A 25,072-nucleotide genomic window follows, 5' to 3' on the forward strand; every position below is an offset into this window, starting at 1 on the left:
TTACGAAAATCAAGTGACAGAGTGATGAATGTTACGACTTTCACATGATCTCGTCGCATGAACCGCATCCCATGACAAAAGGAGAACCCCGGTCCGGGGTTCTCCTTTTGAGCAAAGCCGCTTCGTCCATTACCGAAATTTACTGAGCGGGAACGTGAATTCCGGGAAACCCGCTGCGTACGGGGTGTACTCATAGGGCTCAAAGTACACGACGATGGCGTCATTTTGCAGATAAAACGGTTGGTCGTCGGCAATGGATTCGAACGGAGCCAGCAAATATCCATAGCGTTCCGGCAAGAGCTTTTTAACCTCTTTGTTGATGATCGTCTTGTAGTTCGGATTGTTCAGAGCGGCTTGCTTAAGCGTCAGCACATCCCCCGTCTTCAAGTCGAAGGTATACGCATGACGCGCAGGGGATCCATGAGCCCCTCCCAAATAGAGGTAATCGCTTAAGTAGAGGCTGAGTTTGCCATTCTGATTGTTCGTGATGAAGTAATTGAGCGTATAGCTGTTTTTACCCGAGAACCCCGGCTCCGATTCCGCCAATTGTTTCCTCGCCTCGGCAGCCAGCTTTTTGACCTCATTTTCCAGGAAGATGCTGATCTTGTCTTGGACCGCTTCATCCGGCATTTGCCCGATCCGCGGATATTGGATGTCGATATCGGCTTTGCTTGTCGTCTCTTTGATTTCCTTGGTCATGACGACTAGTTGGTTATACGGGATTCCATGTACCGAGATGGTACCGTCCGGGTTTGCTTGCACGTAATATTGGAAGGTTTCAAGGAAGAACCGAAGCGGCACGTAGGTCGTTCCATTCAAGATAACCGGATCCGTCCCGTAAATCTGTTGGTCGTTAATCGTATAGGGCCGCGGCTCGCCCGTCTTCGTTGTGAGGGTTACGTTGCGCCCGCTTACCGTAGATGCCTTCTCCTTTTGATTCCAGCTGAGCTTGAGATGAAGGGCGTCGCTGATCGGCCTCAGCGCCACATACGTGGTTCCGCCGTCCTTGGAGACCGCCCCGGGGACGGTTACGAGCTGCCCGTCAATCTTGAGCTTGAGTGTCTTCGGGATTACCCTCTGCGCTTCGCTGGCAAGCCGAATAACATCAGCATTTGCCGCAGCAGCGGAGCTAGAGCTGGGCAGCATCACGGAGGCCCCTCCAGCGAGCAGCGTCACCGCGAGCGGTACAGACAGCCAGCGGAGAGCCGAAGCGGATTTACGGGGTGGGGTTGGACCTTGCTTCGGATTGGATTTCATGAATAAGACTCCTTTTCTCCATTATGAGCAGCAGAGAATCTGTCGGTTTCGGTATGTCCGAAGTGCGGGAATATCATGCATCTGAGCCGCAGTTCCGATCGAACATCCTTACCTAGAAAAGACGAGAAAGACCGGCATTCGGTTTCACTCGTCTTTACCCTTTGCTTTCTATTGTTGAAACGTACTCAGCGGGAATCGGAATTCGGGGAAATAGTCAAAGAATCTGGTTGTGTAATCAAGCACAGGGAAGAATACGACGAGCATATTGTTGTGAAGATAGAACAAGGGATCGTCCGATATGGATTCGAACGGCTTGCTGAGCGGACCGTACTTTTTGGAGAAGAGCTCCTTAATCTCCTTGTTGATGATCGCCTTGTAGCTCGGATGGTTCCCGGCAACCTGTTGGAGTGTTAGGACTTCCCCCGTCTTCAGATCGAACGTAACGGGAAATCGGGTGGGAAAGGCATAGCCCGCACCCTGAAAAAGATTGCTCTCCAGGATGATGCTGAGCCTATCCTTCTGATTATGCTTGATGAAGTACTGAATGAAGTAGAGATTCTCATCCGCGTATTGACCTTGGTAGGTAGCGAGTTCCTTCCGCCCTTGCGCAGCCAGCTCCTTCACTCGCGCTTCCAAGTATTGGTTTAATTTGTCTTGAACGGTTCTGTCCCTGAATCCGTCAATCTGCGGATACTGAACATCGAGCTCACTCGTTCGGGTCAACTCGTGAAAACTCTTCGTCTTTACAGTCAGTTCGTTCATCGGCAGTTTATTTGCCGTGAAGACCCCGCTTGTCAAGGCGTTCAGTTCATAGGAGAAGCTCTCCAGCAAAAAGCGCAAGGGAACATACAAGCTTCCTTTTACGAGGGAGGGCGTCGGTCCCCAAATGCTTTGACCATTGACGGTATAATGGTGCCGCAATGTACTTGGTAGAGCTGTTCGGACCGTAAAGCTTGTGTTCCGGCCAAGGAGGGTCCAGCCCTGCTCCTTCTGGCTCCAGCCTAGTTTGAGCTGCAGCCTCTCACTGATTGGCCTTAACGCCACATAGGTGGTCTTGTCTTTTGAGATCCCTCCAGGAAGCGTGAAGCTCTGACCGTCGATCTTGAGGGTAAGCGTCTTTGGCGTAATTGCGGAAGCTGCCGTGCTGCTTACTAGCGTGGGGGGAGACGATGCGTATGCAGGGGTGAGGCTTTCGCCCGCTGCTCCTCCTGTGAGAACGATCACCGATAACGAGAGAACCAGCCGTCGAGCGGTTGAAGCCTTGTGGAAAGGAAATGAGATCTTCTTCATGAGACGGATCAAGTCTTACACTCCTTTATCACCAGGGGTTGGCTGTCGGATGCGACGAGTTGAGTGAACCATTCTATGGAGATAGACGCCAAATAATGGAAGATAGTTGCGCTCATTCGAGGTCTTCGTCCCATCCCAATGCCATTGACAACCTTAATCTTTGTCCTCATGGGTAGAAAAAGGAATGGCGTGCCTCTCGTGGTCATGGACATCACCTGCACCGGGTGAATCCGGAAGAACATAACCGAACAGGAGCGGCAGAAGCAGCAGCCCATATAACAAAAAACGGCTTTGTCCCTCCCCCGCTTGCCCTGCATCGTCTGCACAACACTCACAGATCAAGGCAGCGGGTCGATGGATCGTGAGGGCGATCCACAACTGTGCCCCTGCAATCAGAATCAACCCGATGGCGGCGAGCTTAACCGGAATCAAGAGCCTCGATTCTACATACAGCGAGAGATGACCGTACCGAACCAGATGAACGATCGACCCGGCATAAAGCAAAGAGAGAATTCCTTTGATGATATGGGAAATCCGCTTTTTTCGGTATGGCTTGAATTGCACCGTCATTCCTTCCCCTCTTAAGCCCACTTCTCTTCCCCTCCTTTAGCGAAAGATTGCCGCTCCATGCTCGACAAGCAACACTCCCGCCAGTACAAACAGCACCACGAGGCCCGACAGCAAAAGAACAAAGCGGCCGCGGAATACCGATAAAAGCATGAGCGTCCCCTTGAAATCGAGCATCGGGCCCAAGACGAGAAAGCCGAGCAGAGAGCCCTTGGGGAGAAGACCGGCGAAGGAAGCCGCCACAAAGGCATCGGAGGTCGAACAGAGCGAGAGGACATAGGCAAGGCCCATCATCAAGAGGCTGGACGGGAGCAAGCGATCTCCGATGCCGGCGAACGCAGCCGCGGGGATACTCGCCTGCAGCAAGGCCGCCACAAAGCAGCCCAACAACAGGTAGAAGCCCATTTCGAAGGTCTCGTGGCCGGCATGCGTAACGGCTTGGGAGAGCTTTTGCCCCATTCTCGGAGTGGGGTCTGAAGCGCGTTCGGATTCCCGTGGCGAGACTCCTTGCAGTTGAGCCCGACTGAATTTCAAGGGGGAGCCGATTCCCATAACGAGCACCACCGCAGCAATCCCGCATCCGGCAAACAGTCCGAGCCCCATTCGGGTCCAGGCGATTCCGGGATCGAGGTGAAAGGCTGTGCTTGTCGCTGCAAAGACAACCGGATTGACAATCGGCCCCACGAGAAGGAAGACAAGACCGATGTAGAGCGGCATTCCTTTCGCCAGCAACCGGCGGACAATGGGCACGATACCGCATTCACACAGTGGAAAGAGGATGCACAACACACAGGCGGCCGCTATCGCCGCGACCGGATTCTTAGGCAGGAGTCGGCGCAGCGTATCCTCGCTGACAAAGACTTGAACGATGGCGGAGACCATAACCCCAATGAGCAGAAAAGGCAGCGCCTCCAGCACGATGCCGAGAAAAAGCGGCTTCATTCGCATCAGCATTGGCAGGATCAAGCCTGCCGCATGCTCCAGATGGTTCCGGCCCAGCATGAAAATCGCCAAGCTCGCTAGAATGAACAGGGAGAGCGGAACGGATCGACGGAAATTCCAGGTTCCCAAGGCAGCCCCTCCTCGCAGGAATGGGATTGGAACGGCATTCGTTCCTCCTAACTAGCCTATTCCCTGCTTGGACAGGTTATGATGGCGATCATATTTCCTGGGAGAGGGCGAATATCCATATCAAAAGGGAGATACAGGCTTCCCTTCCTCCCCTTTCACCGAATCGATAAGGAGGCGATATTCGGATGGTCCCCGTTCTCATCCTCAGTGGGTTTCTGGGCAGCGGCAAAACGACGCTCCTGCTCCGTCTCATTCAAGAAGCACAGGAACGCAACCTTCGGGTGGGCATTCTGATGAATGAACTCGGTCGACAGGATATCGACGGAAGAATCGTGCAGGAATCATTTGATTCTTCCATTGCCAAATTGTTGGACGGCTGTGTATGCTGCACACGCAAGAGCGAGCTCGCTGGATCCATCGGCACCTTGCTTGCGGATAAACCGGATCTTCTCTTGTTGGAGCTGACCGGCGTCGCCAATCCCGAGGAGGTAGCGGAAGCGCTCACCGACTCCTCCCTGCTGGGTCGAGTCCGCATCAAGCAGATCGTCACTGTGCTCGATGCCGAGCACCTGCTGGATTACAACAGCGTCTTCGCCTCGGACCGAGAGCTGGTTGACACCCTGCGCAGCCAGGTTGCAGTTGCGGATGTTCTCGTACTGAACAAGACCGATCTGGTTTCTTCAGCACGGATGCCCAAGCTGGAGAAGGCCATTCGCAAGTTGAACGAGAAAGCCCCTCTCCTTCCAGCAACGCGTTGTGCCATCGAGCTGTCGCCCTTCTTTGAAGGCCTCGCTCCGGCTGGGTATGAGAAGAGCCTCCCGGTAGGCCGAGGGCGGCCGCTTGTACGTGTGAAGGCAGCGGGTACCTCCGTACTCGAGTTGGCGCAAGAATATGGTTCAGAAGCATCCGTGAGGGACTTGCCGCGTGCAACCACCCACTCTCGTCTCGTTACCTTCACCTTGGAATGGCCGGAGAGGGTAGCTTTATCGCCGACTGCATTGATCGGCTTTCTAAAGCGATGGGGGACCGGGCTCCTTCGGGCAAAAGGCTACCTCCCCCATCCTCGTGAAGGAATCCGGCTCCTTCAGTATGCCGGAGGCCGTGCGGAGTGGAGCCAAGTTGCGGACGGAACCCCCTCTCCCCTGGTACTCATCACGCTGGATCTGGAGGAAGCCGACGTTCGCGAGGAGTGGGAACGGCTCATCGCAACCGGGTAAGCCGGGAGGCGCAGGGTCACTTGGGGCGCTGGAGTCGCTGGGGCTTGCGGTTCGCAGGCAGCATCAGGTCGCCGGGGCTTGCGATTCGCTAGGGGCGGCAGGTTCGCAGGCGGCATCAGGTTGCCGTAAGCGCCAGGTTCGCAGGCAGCATCGGGCCACTGAGGGCGCTGGGAGCGCCAAAAAAAGAGGGACCGTCCATTACGGACTGTCCCTCTTTCGCTTTTCGCTTGTATCCTTCGCTTCTTACAGCGCCCAATTGCCTGCGCGGAACACAGGCTCGAGCGTTCCGTCGGCGAGTTCGCCATCGATGTCCATCTCAGCGGAGCCGATCATGAAGTCGACGTGGGTCAAGCTGTTGTTCAGGCCATGCTGTGCGAGCTCTTCTTGCGACATGTTTTCCCCACCTTCAATGGCACTCGAAAAGGCTCGGCCAATGGCAAGATGGTTGGATGCATTTTCGTCGAAGAGCGTATTCAGGAAGATCAGGTTCGAATTCGAAATCGGCGAATCATGAGGAACGAGAGCCGCTTCGCCCAGGTAGTGGGAGCCTTCATCCATCTCGATGAGCTCTTTCAGGGTGTCGTAGCCCTTCTCCGCCTTGAAATCGACGATGCGCCCCTTCTCGAAGGTGATCGTAAAGTTCTCGATCAGGTTCCCGCTGTAGCTAAGCGGCTTCGTGCTTGAGACGTAGCCCTCCGTTCCTTCCCGATGCGGAGAGACGAATACTTCTTCCGTCGGCACGTTGGCGTTGAAGGCATTTCCTTTCGCGTTGGCAGAGTTGCCGCCGCTCCAGACATGCTTCTCCGGCAAGGCTACGGTCAGCTTCGTACCGGGGGCACTGTAGTGAAGCTTCTTGAACTGCTTGGCATTCAACTGATCCACACGCTTCTGAAGCGTTTCGTTATGTGTCTTCCATGCGCCTACCGGATCGGGCTGGTCGCAGCGCGTTGCGCGGAAGATCGCTTCCCATAGGGCACGGACAGCTTCGTCTCCCTTGAGCTCCGGGAATACCTTCTCCGCCCATGCTACCGATGGAGCGGCGATAATCGACCATGTGGCACGGTCGGTGTATGTATATTCGCGCCATTTCGCGAGAGCAGCTCCCGCGGCGCGCTGGAACGACGCCCCTCGAGCCGGGTCAGTGCCCGCCAGGAGATCGGGGTCGCGCGATTCGATCAGCAGGTAGGCTCCGCCTCCGGCTGCAACCTCGGTGACCGCGTCCGCCCGCCACTGCGGGTACTCCCCAAACGATTCTTGCGGCGCCAGCTTGTAACGAAGTCTCGTCACTTCATCGTCGGTCCACTCCACATGGACGGTTTTGGCTCCTGCCTCATAAGCCTTCTTGACGACGAGCCGGACAAATTCAGGCTGACTGAGCGAAGTATTAATCCAGACGGTTTCTCCGGGTTGAACGTTCAGTGCGACCTTGACCGTCAATTCTGCATAACGGTCCAAGCATTGATCAAAATTCATGGTTTTTCCCTCCACTATAAATAATGCAGTTACGTTCTCTCTCTTTTAGCTTCGACAAGGTCATTTCGATCTCCTCTTTTCACAGACACCGATACGGGACACGCTCTCCCCTCTCCTCATTTTCGACGAAATCAGGGAGTTGTAGACGCAAACTTCGACAGCCGGGCAGCAGGATTTTTCCATCGCTGCGGTGAATAGTTATACACCCGGTAGAATCGGGTAATCATGCTGAAGAGAGATAGATTCGTTCCATGAAGAAGGAGTGCTGCTATGCTGCAAAGTCGATTTTTCCGCAACTCACTCAAGATCATCGCGGTGCTGCTGATCATCTTTCTGATCACCAAGGTGAGCTTCCTGCTGAATCCGCTCGTGTCCATCGTCAAGATTCTCGCGCTCCCCTTCATGCTGGCGGGCTTTTTTTATTACACCTTCCGCCCGATCGTCAACTACATGACCGGACGCAACCTGAACCGTTCCGCCGCGATCCTGCTTCTCTATTTCGTGATCACCGGCTTCCTGACGGTCATGATTCTCCTCGTCTGGCCGCTGCTTCGAACGCAAGTTCAAAACCTGATGAACAACCTGCCTCAGATGATTCACGGCTTCCAAACCCAATTGAACGAGCTTCAAGAAAGCCGGCTGTTCAATTACATCGATTCCAGCGGAAGCGACTGGACGCAAAATCTGACCAAGTACTTAGACTCGGGCGTCACCTATGTAACCAACTATTTGTCCAACTCTTTGTCGGCGTTTACAAACCTTCTGTTCGTCCTGTCGACGGTCCCTTTCATCCTCTATTACATGCTGAAGGAGAGCAAGAAGCTGCCGAAGTCGGTGCTCAAGGTAACCCCTCGCTCCTATCGCAGAGATGTGAAGAAGGCGCTGGTGGACATGGACTCCGCCCTCAGCGGATATATTGTAGGCCGCGTCATCATTACGTCGCTGCTGGCCCTCATGATGTACATCGGATTCCTGATTATCGGGCTCCCTTACTCACTGCTGCTCGCGGTTGTCTCACTCTTCTTCAACCTGATCCCGTACATCGGGCAATTCCTTGGAGCGGTCCCTTGCTTGATCGTAGGCTTTATTGATTCCCCTACGACGGCCATCTGGGTACTGGTGGTCATCCTCGTCGCCCAGCAAATCGAAGGAAACCTGCTCGCTCCTCACATCTATGGCAAGCGCCTTGACGTCCATCCGCTGACAACCGTTGTGCTCGTCCTCGTCGGGGGCGATCTGCTCGGCATCGTCGGCATCCTGGCAGCTCTGCCGATCTATCTGGTTGTGAAGATCGTCGTGGTGCTGCTATACCGCCTCTTCCTGCAGGAGAAAGTGGAAGAGTTCGTCGAGTGAAGCGGCTTCCCTCGAAGGAGTGAGACTTACTACTTAAAACAGACAAAGCGGTTCTTCTCGTTCCCAGTGGACGAGAAGAACCGCTTTTTGGTTGAGTTGGCAACATGCCGGAGCTTTGTCGTCAGTCGGAGCCAAAGTACCATCCGCCTGCTTCGCTTAGGACTTGGTCGTGTCCTCCGGTTGCACGGGTACAACTTCTACGTCTGCCCCATCTGCGGCGAGCACTCCAGCTGCTTCGGGATTTGGGGTGTACCACCCCGAATGATCCCGGAACCAGGAGAAGGCGTTGGTGGCGATTACTTTCAATACTGCATAGCCGGGCACGGCTAGCACGATTCCGACGAACCCAAACAGATTGCCGGCGGTCAAGATCACGAAGATGATGGTGATCGGGTGAATGTGCAGGCTCTTGCCCATGATTTGCGGAGAGATGAATTTGCCTTCCACCAGTTGGACGACGGTCCAGACCACGATCATTTTGACCAGCATGACCGGGGAAGTCACCATGGACACGATCAAGGCAGGGGTGATCGCAATGGCCGGTCCCAAGTAGGGCACAATGCTCGTGCAGGCGGCGATGAGCGCCAGGGTCAGCGAATACTTGAGGCCAATGATCAGATAGCCCACGTAGAGCAATGCCCCGATGCAGAAGCTGACGATGATCTGGCCGCGGATGTAGGAGCTAATCTGATTGTTCATCTGCGACATGATGCGAAGCGAGTGGCTGCGCATTTTGATCGGGGCGAAGTTGACGATGTGCTCTGGCAATTTTTTTCCGTCTCTCAAGAGATAGAACAGGATGAAGGGCAAGGTTGCCAAGGCGAGAACAATATCTTTAAGGACATTAATAAATGAACCCAACCCGGATACCGTATTCTGGAGGAAGTCCGTGATCTTTCCGGACCATCCCTGGGTCAGCTTGATCGGATCGGTTCCCGTCCACGCATTGATCTGGTTCAGATAACCATTCTTCAGCTCCTCATTCAGCTTCTCCTGAACTTGCTCGCTGTACCGCGGAATGTTTTCGATCAAGCCGTTGATCTGACCCGCCACGAACGGAATGACGTTCACGAAGAGAATGACAAGCAGCCCCGCGATGATCAAATAAAGCCCAAGAATACTATAGACCCGCTTGATTCGCTTCCGCTCCAAAAAATCCACGATCGGATTCAACAGATAATAGGCAATGCCCGTGAGAATGACTGGCAGCGCTAATGTCTTGAACAAGACGTTCAAGGGGTGGAACACAAAGCTGATTTTGGAATAAACCCAGATTACCAGCCCGACGAGCAGCAGCACGAGAAGGCTCCGTACCAGCAGGTTCGCTTGCAAAATCGATTTTAATCCGTTGCGTATGCGCATTTCTCTCTCTTCTCCTTCATGCGTAGGCCCGCTTTGTCTTGGTTTATCAGGCTTCCATACGTCTGGGCAAGGAATGAGGTTTCAGAAACCTGCGCGAAAGCAAGCTGCGACTGGATCGAGCGCTCTATCGACTCTTCCCGATCAAAAGCTCGAAGGTATTCGCAAGGTTAGCACGGGCCCACTCGATATGCCCTTTGTTCTGATAGCCGCGGTAGGTGCATTCTATGTATTGCACGAGGTCCAGATGAAGATCGTAGAGTTCCCGCCGGATCTGCTCGGTTTCGGTGAGGTGAAGCTTGCCGTATCCTCTGCGGAACGCTCCCGGCTGATGGAATTTACCGAAGAAGTTCTCAAAGAGCGGATCCCCCCAGAGCGAGCGTTCAAAATCGATGATACCGACGACATGATTGTCCTTTACGAACAGGTTCCCTTCCCAAAGGTCCCAATGAATGAGCTGGGGAACCTTGACCTCCTCGAAGGCGTCCAGCCGTACCTCGATTTCATGTTCGACGACAGAGTAGGGCAAGGGCAGCTCAATGCCCGCATCCTTGCCATCCTGCAAGAGATCGTGCATCAACAGGTGGAAGCCGTCCCTCCAGGTAGAAGCGGCCCCGTATTCCGTTAAAAAGTACCCGAACTGCTCCCCCGTAACGCTGTTGATCATCCGATTGTAGCGTCCAAGCTCCTCTTCAATCTGCTCCTGCTCGTCCGTGGACAAGGTATCCTTGACCTTGTTGTAAGGCTCAGCGTCCAGGTATTCCTTAATGAAGTATTCACATGGAACAAGGCTGCACGAGGGGTCATAGACGTAAATGTGCGGGACCGGCACTTCTGGCTGCTTCTGCGTAAGAAGCCGGGTTACCTCCACCTCTACCCTCATGGTATCCCTCTCGCTTCGCATCACCGTTTGCCCTTTGGCCGGAGCGGCTTTCAGCATCAGCGTGCGTCCGCTCTCCAGCTCAACCCGATAGCCGGTATTGGCCCATCCGTCCGCCAGCTCTTGAATCGACCGTGCTTTTTCCTGCAGGGTTTCCCGAAGGATGCGATCGATCTGCTCCGGGCTTAATTTGATTTTTTGTAAGCTTTCCACCTTCATGCCTCCTCGAAGACAAGGCGCGTCAGGCTCTGCCTCGCGCCGTACTGAACGAATTGTCTTCTAAAGTATAGAGGCGGCCCTCCTTGCGGTCAAAATGAAAATATTCGGGTCAACCCCAACAATTTTCTTCAAAAATGGGATAGTGTCCATACCACCCGCGGTTCCCAGCCATATAATGCTGAAGCTTCATGGGAAGGGGTGAGTAACGATGGGAGTTGTTGCAGGCGCTGGCTACGGTTCTTCCTTCGCTTTTATTCTGGTACTGTTCGTTCTTCTGGTCATCATCTTGAAGTCCTTCTATTGATTATACCCACTCCAATAAATGGAGAAGGCGATCCCTTATCGGGATCGCTTTCTTCATTTTTATTCTTGTTCAAAGCTTTCTCCTAGCCAAGCTTACAGGTTCCGAGTTCGAAGAACCCTCATGCTGTTGAGGACGGCCAGAAGGGTGACGCCTACATCGGAAAAGACAGCTTCCCACATCGTCGCGATGCCGAACGCTCCGAGCGTCAGGAAGATGGCCTTCACGCCTAGGGCAAAGAGGATGTTCTGCATTACGATCCTTCTCGTACGGCGTGCCAGGGCAATGGCCTTGGGGAGCTTCGAGGGCTGGTCGGTCATGATGACAATATCTGCGGCTTCAATCGCGGCGTCCGAACCCAGACCGCCCATCGCAATGCCAACATCCGCTCTGGCGAGCACCGGCGTGTCGTTGATGCCATCGCCGACAAACAAAATCTTTTCGTGCGGCGCTTTTTCGGCTTCGATGCGCTCGATCTCCTTCACCTTGTCAGCAGGTAGCAGCTCCGTACGGACTTCGTCCAAGCCCAGCTTCGCTGCAACGGCCTCTCCGACTCGGCGCGAGTCGCCGGTCAGCATGACGGTTTTGCGGATGCCCATTCTCTTCAGCTCGCGAATGGCCTCAGCCGAGTCGTCCTTGACCTGATCCGCAATCGAGAGGTACCCGGCATAGGCTCCCTCTATGGCGAGATGAACAACCGTACCAATCGAATCGACTTCTTGTCGAACAATCCCTTCCCGATCCATCAGCTTGGCATTCCCGGCCAGAACTCGCTTGCCGCTCACGGTTACTTGAACACCGTGTCCCGAGATTTCATCGTAATTTGCCAATTCTTCAGTGCGAATTTCCTTGCCGAATCGTTCGCGGATGGAGATGGCGATCGGGTGACTGGAATACGCCTCAGCATAGGCTGCATAGGTCAGCAGCTCCTCCTCCGAATAAAAACTGGCGGGTGCGATCTTCTCGACCTGAAAGACGCCTTTCGTCAACGTCCCCGTCTTGTCAAACACCACGTAAGCGGCATTGTTCAAAGCCTCCAAGTAGTTGCTTCCTTTGACAAGAATGCCTTCCTTGGAAGCCGCTCCGATCCCTCCAAAGAAGCCGAGCGGGACCGAGACGACAAGAGCGCACGGACACGAGATGACGAGGAAGATTAATGCCCGATAGACCCAATCCGAGAATTCGGCCCCGCTCACAACGAGCGGAGGAATAACCGCGAGAAGAAGGGCGGTAATCACGACAAAAGGGGTATAATATCGAGCGAATCGGGTCATGAATTGCTCGGTCTTCGCCTTGTTCGCACTTGCATTTTGAACCAATTCCAAAATCTTGGTCGCGGTTGACTCCGCAAACACCTTGGTCACTTCGACCTTCAATAGCCCGTTGCCATTGATTGAGCCGCTCAAGACAGCACCGCCTGCCTCCACTTCCCGCGGTACCGATTCACCCGTTAAAGCAGAGGTATCCAGGAACGATCGTCCCTCCCGGACGATGCCGTCGAGCGGTACGCGCTCACCCGGCTTGATGAGAATCAGGTCGCCGGTTTGAATCTCTTCCGGTGAAACCTTCTTCTCTCCCCCGGCCGTCACGAGGTTCGCATAATCCGGTCGGATGGCAAGCAGCGACTGGATGGAACGGCGAGAGCGGTTCACGGCCACGCTCTGCAGGAGCTCGCCCACTTGGTAAAACAGCATGACCCCTACTGCCTCGGGGTATTCCCCGATGAGAAAAGCGCCGATGGTGGCGATGGACATCAGGAAAAATTCATCGAAGACCTGCCCGCGGCTAATGTTGCGAAGCGCTTGAAAGACCACATCCCATCCGATCAGCAGGTAAGCAGCGGCAAAAACCAACGTGCTGGGGATGCCTTCCGGCATGGCCCAAGCGGCTCCAGTCAACGCCGCTCCACCGATCAAGCGAGCGATGAGGGTCTTATTCCATACGCCCCCGCTCCCATGGTCGTGACCGTGGTCATGTCCATGTTCGTGGCTATGCTCTTGCCCGTGTTCATGTCCGTGGTCGCGCCCATGTTCATGGCTGTGACCATGTTCATGGGAATGCTCGTCGCCATGCGGTTGCTGCTTGGTGGGTCGTTTGTCGATCACCTTCACCCCGGGCTCCAGTTTGCGAACCACATTCGTGACTTGGCTGAGCAAGTTCTCTTCCTGATCAGCCGGAAATTCCATAACCATCGTCAAGTTTGCAAAATTCACGGAGCAGCTGGTGATACCATCAATTTTCTGAACGCCGCGCTCGATCTTATTGGCGCAATTCGCGCAATCGAGCCCTTCAAGGATGAGCTCGCGTCGAGTTTGTTGATTAGCTTGTGTCATGTCTGCTCCCTCCACTCACTACATATGAGCATCTGTTCATATATAGTATATGCATCTGGTCATTTCGTTGTCAATGCATGGCCGCTAATGAGAGGATTTACGATTTAGCCAGACAATCGGTATAATAGAGGGAACGTCACTATATGGAATGTTGGAGGTTCTTATGCCCAATTCAATGGACAAGCAGGAAGAGTGCGACGCTCAATGCCTGGGAAGCGATGCGGATTTGTCTCGCGTGAAGCAGGAGATGATCGGGATTGGCGCGGCCACCGAGATGGCCGATTGGTTCAAAGCCTTCAGCGATCCGACCCGGATTCGCATCATCGCCGCCCTCTTGCAAAAAGAGCTGTGCGTTCACGATCTCACCGTGGTCCTCGAGATGGGACAGTCTGCCGTCTCCCATCAGCTGCGCGGCTTGCGCAACATGCGGATCGTCAAACGCCGCAAGCAGGGCAAGACGGTTTATTATTCCCTCGATGACACCCATATCGAACAGATCTTCCTGCAAACCCTGCAGCATATTGGTCACGCCTAGAAGGGTCATTAGCTTTTGGAAAATGGAAATGGCCCCCGCAAGAAGAAACCCGTCAACAGGATGGGCTTCTTGCGAGGTCAATCTCCTCTTGTTTCTTGTTTCGCAAGTCGAATCACTTCGCGTATGAATTGTGATTTTTTCTCCGTGTACAGATTTCTATTGTTCGCATGTTCCTGAGCCAGTTCAACTTTCATCTTTGAATATTGCTCGCGACACTCTAGATTTTGATTGCAATAATCCCGGAATAAAGTTAGGTTCAGCCAGTTTTCATCTCCATATTTTACGATGTGTAAATTGTGAGTATTTTTATTGTCAATTTCTCTCCAAAAGAAAAATCGATTGCTCTTTCCCAATGAACCTTTAAAGTAGTACCCGATGGCTTCTGCATCTCGAATAAAATCATACCCCTCGACAAAATCTCCAACGGCCGCCACTAGATCGATTACAGGCTTTGTAGGGATCCCTATGATCGAGGTGCTACCCACATGCTGAATATCGACAAAAGGAACGGAAGTGTTTGCGATGATCCTCTCTTTTTCAAGTTGAAAAAGTGAAGACCATTCTGCCGAATAAGGAACCAGGTTCACAGTTCCCTTTGGTATTCCCAGCATAGGTACCACCTGACTCTCCAAATAGATTGTGACAAAGAAGAATTTGATATGATAATTGCTCAATAATAGATTATGGAGAGGAACTTTCTGAATGAACGAAACCATCCAACGGATCAAATCCAAGCTTCAACGAGAGAATACTCCCTTGAATGATCCCATATCGATTGATGAAATCAGAAGGTACGAGCAACGTTTTGAATGGAGTCTACCAGAAGAACTCGTTCTATTCTATACGAAAATCGGGAACGGCTGCACCATGATCGACGGCTTCCCTCTCAAAGGGCTTCATCAGTTGGTCTTTAACGAAAGCAAAGCGAAAGAATCTTTTCCCTTCACCCGCCATTGGATCTGGGAAGACGATGAGACCCCGGAGCTCCTGGATCAAGTCCCGTGCGGGAATCTGGAGCTCATCAATCTCGGAGATAGCCAGAGCTGGAATATCATCATTGCGGGGGAAGAAAAGGGCCAAATGTGGTTCTTTACGGATGTCGGAATGCAACCGTGTGCACCTCGGTGCAGCTTTTTAGCCTGGTTTGAGCAGTGGCTGGATGGGAACGATCGTTACTTTGAGGAATTTAAGTAAAAACACCTCCAAGATTGTCCTCCACATCTTATGACATGGACGCCATTTTTTGAAGGTGTTTTGAAATTCTCACTCTATGAGGTCACTTCCTAATGCCCTCGATGCTTTTCCTTGCGCTTTTTCTGCCGCAGTTGAAATTGATGCTCTTTTTCCGCCTCGCTCCGCTCACGTGACCGAACTTTACGCTCCAGCTTGGTCTGCTCCTGCTGAAGCTTCAGTGCTTGTTGTGCCTTTGTGCCGATACCGATAACCTGCACCTGTTTGCTGATTTCCCGCTGCATCCGTTTGGGATTGATTCGCCTTTCTAACAGGCCTGTTGCCGCAATGGGTGGACTAAACTTCAACTGACTGAAGTTCTTAAGGAAAAAATCATAAATTTCGTAGTCCTTGGGCTCTGCTCCAAACGTAATCTTGCAGACCTCGCAGGTTCCGCTGTATTCACGCTCGCAGACAGCCACCCAGAACGGCTCCTCAAAAAAGACGGTCAGTTTTGTTCTCACGATGTCCATAACCATTCCTCCCTTTGTTTGATCCGCAAAGAACGGACAACCAAGGAGGCAGGTTACTGACGGCTTGCGCCGCGTCCGGACTACCAACCGGAGCTGTGTTTTTATCTTCGCGTCTTCATTATACGTTGTTGGGGGACGGAGTCAATCCTTCGTGACTTGATCTCCTGCACCGATGCACCTGCTACTCTCATCTCCATGGCTTATCATTTCGTTTTCACTGGGTAACTCACTCTATGGGGTTAATTCCCTTTGCGATCGCATTGCTGAGTATTTCTTCCTTCTTGTTCTTGGGCAACTCGTACCTGTCATATCTCAAAGCGTATGGATTTATTTCGGCTTTCCTTCCCGCATCTGCTTCTTTTTTGACAAAGGTAGATAAAGCATCCAATGGATTTGATGATGGTTCCCTTACTAGAATCCCCCTTAGTTCCTCCAATAATTGATGCTGGCTTCTCTCCTGAAAGAAAAGCCGTCCATGGGTTCTTTCCCCTTGTGCTTCATAATGGCCGTAAAGCTCGATAACTTGCCAACCCGACCATTGCGATTGAAGCTTATCGATCAGGTTGGGGCAGTCATTCGCATGCCAAACCTCCACCCTTCTCGACAATACGTCGATATGGAAGCCCCCGGTGGGATACGTGTTGGTCCATTCGTCTAATGCTAAGGTTTTATATCCATTGGATTTGTCTATTTTGTCAATCAACTCTGGTCCGTGCGTTACATAAACATCGATTCCCCCGCATAACGGAAAGAGGAGCAGCTCGTCCGGTGAGAACTTTACACTTGCTATGGTATCGACCCAATCCTTCTCTTCTGGAGGAAGAAGCCTCGCATCATTTCGATCGTCATCGGTTATCGTGAGTACGTTTTCTTTCGGGTAGCCAACGTAGTTCGCCAAATCCAGAATGCCTTCATACGCCCATTCGATCTCCCAGCCAGGCCAAACTTCCCTCATTAGTTTCAGGTAGAGGTTCCTCAGCGGGATGTCACACAGAATATCCTCCCCGCCATAGAAAAGTAACTTCTTTTTGTCTAAATCGAGAATTGCCCCGCCCTCTGCCCAAATCGTATCCAACCATCCCGATTCATCAACCCTAGTCTGCATCTCAATAAAAGAGGTAGCATGCTGCTCCCCCCAAAATAGATCAGTTGGCAGCGTGTTCGCACACCAATGGCTGTAATACAGCTCATAAGATGCGTTTTGGAGGATGATTAGATTCGCTCTTTGTCCCATTGAGCCCACTCCGTTTCCTGTAACCCTTACGTTCGAGCAGCCAATAACGCCTTTCGGACGATTTCAACCTCGTGGAACGGGAGCGTCTGGTCTCCAACCACCTGATACGTCTCATGACCTTTGCCTGCGAAAATGACCACGTCACCCGGTTGCGCGAGGGCAATAGCCCGCTGAATGGCTTCTTCTCGATCCGGAAGAAGCTCGTAGGAGTGGTAGCCCTTCTGAAGAAACCCCTCTTCGATATCCCGCAAAATAAGCGCAGGGTCTTCAAAGCGAGGGTTGTCAGAGGTCGCGATGACGAGGTCGCTTCGTTCGGCTGCAATCGCACCCATGATCGGACGCTTCGTCTTGTCTCGGTTGCCGCCGCAGCCAAACACGGTTATGATGCGGCCTTCCGCCAAGTCTCCAATGGTGGACAGCGCCTTCTCCAAGCCATCGGGAGTGTGCGCAAAATCCACCAGCACGAGAAACGGTTGCCCCTCGAAGACAACCTCCATTCGCCCGCGTACGCTCTCCATCTTGAGCAAACCGGCCTGAATCGACTCAACCGGCACGCCGTTGACAAGAGCCGCTGCAATGGCGGCAAGCGCGTTGTCGACGTTGAAGGCTCCGATCTGGTTCAGGGTTACCGCAAAGGAGCCGTTGAACGAGTCAACCGCAAACGTCGTTCCCCGCGAGGACAGCTGAATGTCCCTCGCCTTCACATCGGCTTCCTTCTGCCTGCCATAGGTAACGACTTGTGCCGCCGTGATCCTCTTGAACTCCTCGGATGCGGGGTCGTCCGCATTCAGGATCGCGTAGGCGCGTTCGGCGGGATCGGCAGAAAACGCATTGCCCAGGCGCGCAAACAAAAGTCCCTTTGCCTCTCGGTACCTTTCCATGGTCTGATGGTAGTCCAGGTGATCCTGCGTCAAGTTCGTGAAGATCGCTGTACGAAACCGACACCCCAGCACGCGGCCAAACGCCAGCCCTTGAGAGGAAGCTTCCATCACGCAATAATCAACCGAAGCATCAGCCATTCGCTTCAGATTGGCTTGCAGGGAAGGTGGCTCCTGCGTATTGATGTCCGATTCCAGCCAAACCGAGCCGATCTTCGTACCCAAATTGCCCATCATGCCTGTGCGGAAGCCCGCTTCCGCGAGAATGGATTCCAGCATGTGGCAGGTGGTGGTTTTGCCGTTGGTTCCTGTGACACCGATCAACTTCAGTCGTTCACTCGGATAACCGTGGAGGTGGGCAGCGATTACCGCCATCGCATACCGCGCATCCGGCACCTGGATCGTTGGCACTTGCACATCCACTTCACGCTCAACCAGAAGAGCTGCCGCCCCGGCCTGGGCCGCATCTTGGGCATAGGCATGGCGATCTTCCTGAAACCCGGGAATGCCCGGTATACAAACAAAGAGGTCGCCCTTGGCAACCTTTTTCGAATTCATACTGATGCCGTGAATCTCGACATTCAGATCTCCGCTTGTTTCTTTTACCATCAACAGGTCAGCCATTTCACTCAGCTTCAATGAGAATTCCCTCTTCCAAAAGGTGGTTATGCCCATTATAGCACAGGGAAGCATGAGCCACCTTCCGCCCTCGGTTCCACGGGTTTGCTGGCGGTCAAACGGTCATAGGCTTCCCGTTCCAGCCGACTCATCGTCCCAGGGGCATCGCCAGTAAAGAAATCGATCAAATAAGGATGGATCTCGGGGGCCAAAGGAAGCCGAACCAATTCCTCACGAGTGTAAGAATAGATGTCCTGTGGGCATTGTTCCAGAAAACGGGAAGCCTTGTAAAAGGGAGCTGTTGTTTTCCACTGCCCTAACAGGGTTCCCTTCACGTAGGCAGCCTTCAACAGGAGCTCTGAAAGCTTGAGGTTGGATGAAATCCGGCCTTCTGGAACATACCGGGGTGCCGCATAAGGCATTTGATTCTCATACCCCACAGAAAACGCTCGCGCTTCCGGACGTACCGGCAGGAGCCGTTTGATGGCTGCATAATCCGGCTTGCCGTATAGATCGTCATTTCCGTATAGCTCTTTATACTTGGGAAGAAGGTCCGGGAAATGCTCGCTGATCGTCTGCAAAAACTCCGCCTTGTTCCGTCCGGGGGTCAGGGTGAGTCCGGAGGTGTAGACAAATTCCGCTCGGCTCTCCACCGCTTTGCGATACAGCCCTCTGAGATTCTCCTCGCTATCCGAGAGAAAGGGGAGCATGGGCGTCAAGTACATCCCCGAGGGAATCCCGGCATTTCTCAGCGCGGCCATGGCACGAAACCGTTCAGTCGAAGAACTGGCGCGGGGCTCGAACCGCTTTTGCAAAAGGTCATCTTCCAGCGTAACAGTAAAGTGGACCGCCGCATAAGTCTCCTGATTGATTTTGCAGAGAAGGTCCATATCCTCAAGCACTCTCGAGCTTTTGGTGAGCGTGATGACAGGAATGCCATAATCATAAGCAGCCTGGAGGAGCTGCCTCATCAAGCGTGCTTTTCTCTCTGCAGGCTGGTAGACGTCGCACACGCCTCCGCCAATAAACAACGTGAAGGTTGCGGGTTTCTTTCTCTCCCGATCCCCGAACCAATCCAACTGAACGGGAACGTCGTCGCGCACAGGATAGAAATCGTTAGCTTTGAAAAACTTCTCCAGCAGTTGAACAGCATTGGCCTTGACCTTGATCGTCTCACCGAAGGCTTCATGCATGTGATACCGCTCCGACTTGCCGTCGCAATACTTGCAGTCATGCCAGCAGCCTTGATAGGGATTTAGGGTGTATTCCATCCAACCGAACAAGGAAGGATAGCTTTGCCGCACCAACGACTTCGCTTGAACATTCTGAATCAACAAGCAGTGCCACTTCCTTCGTCTAGGGCTGATCTTGTTTTGGATTTCCCAAATATTTCGACAAAGAGACAAGGCATCCCTGCATAAATCCTGGAACCTCTGAAGGCCGCGGAAAAACCATCCCCGGCGAAAATGGCCCGTGTTCAGGTTGTTGGTGATACGCTCGAGATCGGAAAAGACTATGCTTGCTTATTCCCGATTCTGCTGACCGAGGATTTCAGGAATACGCGTTGAATGGAACTCGGATGCCAGCAGATCCAGGAGAACGGCATCATAATAACGCCCGCCGACCAGGCGTGCTTCCCGGAGTCGACCGATTTCTCGAAAGCCCGCCTTCCGGTAGCAGTGAAGGGCCCGTTCGTTGAATTCGAATACCCCCAGCATGATGCTATTCAAATTCAATAGGTGAAACGCATACTCTAGCAGCAGGTTGACGGCTTCTGTTCCGTAGCCCTTCCCCCATTGATCCCTTTCTCCGATAAAGATGCCCAATCTCCCGCTGTTGTTGATGAAATCCAGGGAATACAAATGACAGCGGCCGATCGGCTGGATGGTCTCGTTTACCACAATCAGGAACGAATGGTTTTGTCCATCTGTCTCGATCTCTCGACGCATGCGCTCAGGAAAAATCGGCGTGTACGCCTCTCCTCCAAGAGGCACGGTAATCTCCAGATCGTTTAACCAATGCGAGATTCTGGCGGCATCCTCCGGCCGAACCGTCATGAGCGATACACGCTCCCCTTGCAGCTTCAGGACCATATCCATCATCCCCCGTCGCAAAATTAGCTCTGTCTCATGCTTATGCCTCGGAGCGCCCTTTCACTCCTGAGCAAGAAAAAGAGGGTGCCGCCGCATCAACAGCGGCACACCCTCTCTCGTGCATTTCGATGGAACGAATCTGAACGAGCTTCTAACTCATTGGAATGGATCCGAACGGTCTTCCCGCTTCTGGCTATCCCGACTAGAATCGCTTCGTCGATCCACCGGAATCCCATAATTCTCCGGCATTTCACTAAGCTTGCCAAGGATTCCGTTCATCTTCTGCGACAGATCGCGAAGCTTCTGCTTCGTTTCCTCAGCGCGTTGGTGGATTTTCTCGCGGAGCTCTTCTTGAGAAGCTTTATCTCGGTTTGTTGTGGACATGGATGCCCCTCCTCGGGTAACGGGTACCGGGTAATTCCGCCTGATTGACGGTGCTTTACCCACCCTTTACCCGCAGAAGCGGCAACCCAAACGCTTTACTGCGATACATTCTGTGTCGCTTGCGGATGTAAGACCGCTTCTCGTTTGGCTTTTCGCTCGCGAGCCGACTTGCGGAAGTACAGCAGTTCGTACACGATCGGAACGATGATCAGCGTTAGGAATGTAGCAGCGGTCAAGCCGCCTACCACTACGATAGCCAAGCTCTTGGATACGATGCTCCCCATTTCCGCCTCTCCGAACAGGAGAGGAAACATTGCGCAAATAGTAGCCAGTGCGGTCATGAGGATCGGGCGCATGCGAGTGGCTGCTGCTTCGAGCAAGGATTCGCGGATCGTCATCGTCGCCTCGTTATGCCGCACGCGGTCGATCAAGACGATTGCGTTGGTCACGACGATGCCCACGAGCATAAGCGCGCCGAACAGCGCCGTATAGTCGGGAGTGATCCGGGTAACGAGGAGGCCGATCACGGCCCCGATCGCGGCGAGCGGCAAGGACATGACGATGGCAAGCGGCCCGCGCAGTGTTTTGAAGGTGAGCACCATGATGAGATAGACGAGTCCGATGGACACGAGAAGCACCTGGAGCAGGCTCGACATATCCGAGCTTTGGTCAGCCGAAGCACCGCCTACCAAGAGGCTCAAGTCCTTGGGAACCGTGAGCTTACCCATCGCCTCCTGAACGTCCTCTCCTACCTTGGACAGCTTCTTCGGGTCTGCATCAACGGTGATGCGAACATAAGGCTTTGTATCCTTGTGGTAGAGGATACTCGGCTCCTCGACCGCCTTCACGGAGGCCACGGAGGAGAGCGGAACCGGACCGGTCGCCGCAGCAAGGGTGAGTTTCTTCAGCTCCTCCAGGTTTCCGGGATCGGCAAGCGGCTCCAGCTGAACGGTTGAAAGCCGATTATCAAGCGTCAAGGTTCCGATCGGAATCGGATTGAGCATGCCTTGCAGCTGCTGGGCAATGTCCTGGCCATTTGCCAGCGTAGGATCCACTTCCACCCGGAATACGGGCTTCGTGTTTTCTTCGTTGCTTTCGACCTTCGTCACACCGGAGATCGGTTTGATCTTCTGAACAGCTTCCTTTGCAAGGGTAGCGAGTTTAGCCGAATCATCTCCGACGATATCGACATAGATGGAGGTCGATCCGCCTCCCATCAGATTCATGATGCCGGCGGTCAGAACGGCGTCTTTGTATTGATCCTTAATCCCGTTAATTCTCGCTTCCAGCGCTTCGGCATCCTTTCCGTCATTCAAGACGAGAGAAAGGGTGACCAGCGTTGGGGAGGATACACTGCCCCAGCGGGCACTTTCCGCGCTGTTGCCATTTTGCATCAGAACGTACTTGATCTCGGGCTGGGCGTCCAGAAAGCCTTCCAGTCGGATGCCTTCCTCCACAACCTTGTCATGCGGGGTATCACTCGGATATTGGAGCGTCACACTCATGAACGAGGAATCCTGGGAGCTCATGGCTCCCTTCGGAAGCATGATGTAAGCGGCAATGGAGCCGAAGAACAAGAGGATCACGAGAGTAAGCGGAATGATTTTGTGCCCCAGGTTCCATTCAAGGAACCGAATGAAGCGTTTCGGCTCGCGATGCTCCTTGTGCTTGGTTCTCTTCATGAGCTTGGAGCTGAGCAGAGGCACAACCGTCAAAGCCACCAATAGCGAGGCAAGCAGCGAGTACGTAACCGTTAAAGCAAACGGCAGGAGCATTTGCTGCAAAGCCCCCTTCAGCAGGCTCATGGGCAGGAACACCGCAACCGTCGTGATTGTGGAGGCCGTGATGGCGGTCGCCACCTCTCCGGTTGCCTCGATAATCATCTTTACGGAGAAGGATTCCTTTTGCAGACGCCGGTAGATGTTCTCGATGACGACGATACTGTCATCCACCAAGCGCCCTACGGCTACCGCAACACCACCTAAGGTGATGATGTTGAGCGTTACACCGGATAGGCTGAGCAAGTATAGCGTCAGGGCCAAGGACAACGGGATGGAAATGATGGTGATGAGCGTAATGCGAATGTTCCGCAGGAAGAGCAGGATGATGATCGTGGCGAACAACGCGCCGACCAAGACTTCCCGCATCATGCTGTTGACGGAATCAACGACGAAGTCTGATGTGTCGAAGAAGACCTCGATCTTGAACTTCCCTTCGTGCTCCTCGTTCAGGCGTTCGACCGTCTTGTGAATCGCCTTGCTGAGGGAAACCGCGTTCGCGTTCGATTCCTTCGTCACAGCAGCAAAAAGGGCATCCTGACCGTTCAGGCGAGAGATGCTTTCACTCACCTTTTTGGTATCCACCGAGGCGATCTTCTCCAACGGAACCCCAGGAGCAACCGGAATGGCCTTCAACGCCTCCAGGCCGTCGAGAGAAGAGGTAACCAGCAGATTGCCGCTTTGGCCATCGAGGGTTCGTTCTCCTGCCAAAGTCGAGCTGTTTTTCCCTTGAAGCAGGGTATACAGACTCGGGAAGGACACGTTATACTGCGCCATCTTGGCGAGATCGGCCTTCACCGAGACTACCGGTGCATTCTTGCCGTCCACCGTAACATTGGCCGCGCCTTTCACTTTCATGAGCTCGTTTACGATGTCCTTCTGCAGCTGCTCCTGCTCCTTGGCGGAGACTCCGTCCGCAAATGCGATGGACAGCTGGGAAACCGGGATCATGCTCGTGTTGTACTGCATGATGTAAGGCTTCGATACCTGGGCAGGGAGTTGGATGAGGTCGAACGCTTCTCGTGCCTCCTGCTTGGCAGCCTTGAGCGAGGTGCCGGATTCAAAGTAGACGTCCAGCTTGGAATAGCCGTCTCCGGATGTGGAGAACAGGTTGGTCTTCCCCTTCACGCCGCTTAACGCCTGTTCCAGCGGAATGGTAACCTCCTGCTCCATGGACTTGGCGTCATAGCCGGGCCCAATGACGGTGACCGTCAGCATGCTGTCATCCGCAGAAGGCAGCAGCTCCATCGGGAGCTTGAAGTAGCTGGCGAATCCGATCGTCAGGACCATGACAATCAGAAGCCCGATTGCCGATTTGTTGCGAAATGACCAGCGGGTGATGCGGTTCATAAGTACGGCTCCTCTCCATCTTCTGATCTGGAGCGTGTTTGCTAACACGCTCATGAAGGCCACGGCCTTCTATGTAACTTCCTTGATCAGAATATAGGGAAAGGCTGCCAGCGTCTTCCATCTCGCGATGAGGTTCTTTCCAAGACTTAGGTCCAGCCTAACCCTAGACCTAAGCTCTCTTCTGGATGTCAACCCTATAAGTGGAACGTTTGAATTTCGAAGAGTGCATTGCGGGAAGCTTTCGTTCTACTTTTTAACCGAACTTTTTGCGGTATCCGCATTTGCGGCACAGCTCCTCCACCGCCACCCGACGAGAGAAGCCTTCTTTCAGGCGCAGTGCTCTCTCCGTCTCCAGGATTTCGCCGAAGGGCCGTTCCTTCACGTCTCCAAGCCCAATTACCCCTTCTCCATCCAGGCAGCAGGGGACCACGGTTCCGTTTGCCAAAATGGCAGCTTGAGTGCGGAGCCCATGGCAAAAGCCGTGACCATCATCCTCGGGTGCGGACATGCTCGGCCAGTCGAATTGAAGGTCCCGGTTTAGATAGAGGCGATCCGCGAGGCGAATGCCGCTTCCGGGCGGCAGGGGACGAGAGAGATCTCCGCTGTCGGGAAACTGCTGCGCCAGTCGAGCGAGCAGCCGTTCGTTATGAGCCCAGGCGGAAGGCTGCTCGTCGGTCTCTTGTCCATTCCACAGCCGAAACGAGACAAATACACCTGAGGAAGCAGCCTCTCGCGCAAATTCTATTAATGGCATTAAGTACCGATCAAGCTCTTCTTGATCTCCTTCTTCAAAGCTGTGAAGAGACAGATTGACTTGCCTGAGCGCCGGCTTTCCTAGCAGCTTGTAGCCTTTTGTCGGAAGCAGGGTTCCGTTCGTCGTGATGACCGCTTGAAGTCCCTCTTCCTCACAGGCATCCAGAAGCAGGTCCAGCTTGGGGTGCATCAGGGGTTCTCCCTTCACATGAAGGGCGACCAATGAGGTATAAGGCTTCACTTCCCGCAGTCGGCGGCGGAATTCCTCCGGCTGGATAAACTCCGCCTTCCGCTCAGTCGGCGGACAGAAGGAGCAAGACAGGTTGCAGATGCTGGTGATTTCGAGGTAGACCTTATGCATGGGCTTCTTCACAGAAAGGTACTCTCCTTTATCAATTCAAAGAGGGCGAACGTATCCTCTTGGGC

Annotated in this window: 22 protein-coding genes; 5 read left to right on the plus strand and 17 right to left on the minus strand. The window is 53.5% G+C overall.

The genetic code is table 11. The annotated features are described in order from the left end of the window. Positions 1-129: 129 nt before the first annotated feature. The 4 genes from AAFN83_RS05655 to AAFN83_RS05670 all read right to left on the minus strand — a co-directional run bounded on the left by AAFN83_RS05655 (position 130) and on the right by AAFN83_RS05670 (position 4,185). A complete protein-coding gene (locus AAFN83_RS05655; RefSeq protein ID WP_347767781.1) occupies positions 130-1,257 on the minus strand; it encodes a stalk domain-containing protein in 1,128 nt (375 codons plus the stop codon). A gap of 168 nt (positions 1,258-1,425) precedes the next feature. Beyond that, positions 1,426-2,559 (minus strand): stalk domain-containing protein, encoded by a 1,134-nt coding sequence (locus tag AAFN83_RS05660; RefSeq protein WP_347767782.1) that lies wholly within the window; start codon positions 2,557-2,559, stop codon positions 1,426-1,428. Between the two features lie 141 nt (positions 2,560-2,700). After that, a complete protein-coding gene (locus tag AAFN83_RS05665) occupies positions 2,701-3,117 on the minus strand; it encodes a DUF1980 domain-containing protein (RefSeq protein WP_347767783.1) in 417 nt (138 codons plus the stop codon). 36 nt (positions 3,118-3,153) lie between these two features. Then, the gene (locus tag AAFN83_RS05670) at positions 3,154-4,185 is read right to left on the minus strand and encodes a permease (RefSeq protein ID WP_347767784.1); all 1,032 of its coding nucleotides are present in this window, start codon (positions 4,183-4,185) and stop codon (positions 3,154-3,156) included. Positions 4,186-4,370: 185 nt separating this feature from the next. On the opposite strand from AAFN83_RS05670, the gene AAFN83_RS05675 reads away from it, so the two are divergent. Then, positions 4,371-5,402 carry a CobW family GTP-binding protein gene (locus AAFN83_RS05675; RefSeq protein WP_347767786.1) on the plus strand — a complete coding sequence of 344 codons (1,032 nt, stop codon included), beginning with the start codon at positions 4,371-4,373 and terminating at the stop codon, positions 5,400-5,402. 243 nt (positions 5,403-5,645) lie between these two features. On the opposite strand, the gene AAFN83_RS05680 is transcribed toward AAFN83_RS05675, so the two are convergent. Beyond that, on the minus strand, positions 5,646-6,875 hold the full coding sequence (locus tag AAFN83_RS05680) for an aminopeptidase (protein WP_347767787.1): 1,230 nt from the start codon (positions 6,873-6,875) through the stop codon (positions 5,646-5,648). Positions 6,876-7,145: 270 nt separating this feature from the next. On the opposite strand from AAFN83_RS05680, the gene AAFN83_RS05685 reads away from it, so the two are divergent. Beyond that, positions 7,146-8,228: an AI-2E family transporter gene (locus AAFN83_RS05685; RefSeq protein ID WP_347767788.1), complete on the plus strand. Its 1,083-nt coding sequence runs from the start codon at positions 7,146-7,148 to the stop codon at positions 8,226-8,228. Between the two features lie 156 nt (positions 8,229-8,384). Here the strand turns inward: AAFN83_RS05685 and AAFN83_RS05690 are convergent, their stop codons facing one another. Together AAFN83_RS05690 and AAFN83_RS05695 are read right to left on the minus strand one after the other, a co-directional pair. Next, positions 8,385-9,590, minus strand: coding sequence for an AI-2E family transporter (locus AAFN83_RS05690; RefSeq protein WP_347767789.1), 1,206 nt, complete (start codon positions 9,588-9,590; stop codon positions 8,385-8,387). A 124-nt stretch (positions 9,591-9,714) separates the two neighbouring features. Then, a complete protein-coding gene (locus tag AAFN83_RS05695) occupies positions 9,715-10,680 on the minus strand; it encodes a phosphotransferase family protein (RefSeq protein WP_347767791.1) in 966 nt (321 codons plus the stop codon). 214 nt (positions 10,681-10,894) lie between these two features. Here AAFN83_RS05695 and AAFN83_RS05700 point away from each other — a divergent pair, with 214 nt between their 5' ends. Then, complete coding sequence (locus tag AAFN83_RS05700) at positions 10,895-10,990, plus strand: YjcZ family sporulation protein (protein ID WP_347767792.1); 96 nt, start codon at positions 10,895-10,897, stop codon at positions 10,988-10,990. 92 nt (positions 10,991-11,082) lie between these two features. Here AAFN83_RS05700 and AAFN83_RS05705 read toward each other — a convergent pair whose 3' ends face one another. Continuing rightward, a complete protein-coding gene (locus AAFN83_RS05705) occupies positions 11,083-13,320 on the minus strand; it encodes a heavy metal translocating P-type ATPase (RefSeq protein ID WP_347767793.1) in 2,238 nt (745 codons plus the stop codon). Between the two features lie 163 nt (positions 13,321-13,483). On the opposite strand from AAFN83_RS05705, the gene AAFN83_RS05710 reads away from it, so the two are divergent. Then, on the plus strand, positions 13,484-13,855 hold the full coding sequence (locus AAFN83_RS05710; RefSeq protein WP_347767794.1) for an ArsR/SmtB family transcription factor: 372 nt from the start codon (positions 13,484-13,486) through the stop codon (positions 13,853-13,855). Positions 13,856-13,932: 77 nt separating this feature from the next. On the opposite strand, the gene AAFN83_RS05715 is transcribed toward AAFN83_RS05710, so the two are convergent. Next, positions 13,933-14,466 (minus strand): GrpB family protein, encoded by a 534-nt coding sequence (locus AAFN83_RS05715; RefSeq protein ID WP_347768255.1) that lies wholly within the window; start codon positions 14,464-14,466, stop codon positions 13,933-13,935. A gap of 91 nt (positions 14,467-14,557) precedes the next feature. On the opposite strand from AAFN83_RS05715, the gene AAFN83_RS05720 reads away from it, so the two are divergent. Continuing rightward, positions 14,558-15,049: an SMI1/KNR4 family protein gene (locus AAFN83_RS05720; protein ID WP_347767796.1), complete on the plus strand. Its 492-nt coding sequence runs from the start codon at positions 14,558-14,560 to the stop codon at positions 15,047-15,049. Positions 15,050-15,138: 89 nt separating this feature from the next. Here the strand turns inward: AAFN83_RS05720 and AAFN83_RS05725 are convergent, their stop codons facing one another. The 8 genes from AAFN83_RS05725 to AAFN83_RS05760 all read right to left on the minus strand — a co-directional run bounded on the left by AAFN83_RS05725 (position 15,139) and on the right by AAFN83_RS05760 (position 25,019). Then, the gene (locus AAFN83_RS05725) at positions 15,139-15,564 is read right to left on the minus strand and encodes a YjdF family protein (RefSeq protein ID WP_481810477.1); all 426 of its coding nucleotides are present in this window, start codon (positions 15,562-15,564) and stop codon (positions 15,139-15,141) included. Between the two features lie 220 nt (positions 15,565-15,784). Then, on the minus strand, positions 15,785-16,792 hold the full coding sequence (locus AAFN83_RS05730; protein ID WP_347767797.1) for a hypothetical protein: 1,008 nt from the start codon (positions 16,790-16,792) through the stop codon (positions 15,785-15,787). Positions 16,793-16,818: 26 nt separating this feature from the next. Continuing rightward, positions 16,819-18,309, minus strand: a complete 1,491-nt coding sequence (locus AAFN83_RS05735; protein ID WP_347767799.1) for a UDP-N-acetylmuramoyl-L-alanyl-D-glutamate--2,6-diaminopimelate ligase — start codon at positions 18,307-18,309, stop codon at positions 16,819-16,821. A 35-nt stretch (positions 18,310-18,344) separates the two neighbouring features. After that, positions 18,345-19,625, minus strand: coding sequence for an SPL family radical SAM protein (locus AAFN83_RS05740; RefSeq protein ID WP_347767800.1), 1,281 nt, complete (start codon positions 19,623-19,625; stop codon positions 18,345-18,347). A gap of 186 nt (positions 19,626-19,811) precedes the next feature. Next, entirely contained in the window at positions 19,812-20,381 is a 570-nt protein-coding gene (locus AAFN83_RS05745; RefSeq protein ID WP_347767802.1) for a GNAT family N-acetyltransferase, read from the minus strand. A gap of 156 nt (positions 20,382-20,537) precedes the next feature. Continuing rightward, positions 20,538-20,765: a hypothetical protein gene (locus AAFN83_RS05750; RefSeq protein ID WP_347767803.1), complete on the minus strand. Its 228-nt coding sequence runs from the start codon at positions 20,763-20,765 to the stop codon at positions 20,538-20,540. 95 nt (positions 20,766-20,860) lie between these two features. After that, entirely contained in the window at positions 20,861-23,893 is a 3,033-nt protein-coding gene (locus tag AAFN83_RS05755) for an efflux RND transporter permease subunit (protein WP_347767805.1), read from the minus strand. Positions 23,894-24,146: 253 nt separating this feature from the next. Beyond that, complete coding sequence (locus tag AAFN83_RS05760; RefSeq protein WP_481810478.1) at positions 24,147-25,019, minus strand: radical SAM/SPASM domain-containing protein; 873 nt, start codon at positions 25,017-25,019, stop codon at positions 24,147-24,149. Between the last annotated feature and the right edge of the window lie 53 nt (positions 25,020-25,072).

The sequence above is a fragment of the Gorillibacterium sp. CAU 1737 genome (assembly GCF_039888655.1).
Classification (GTDB): Bacteria; Bacillota; Bacilli; order Paenibacillales; family NBRC-103111; genus Gorillibacterium.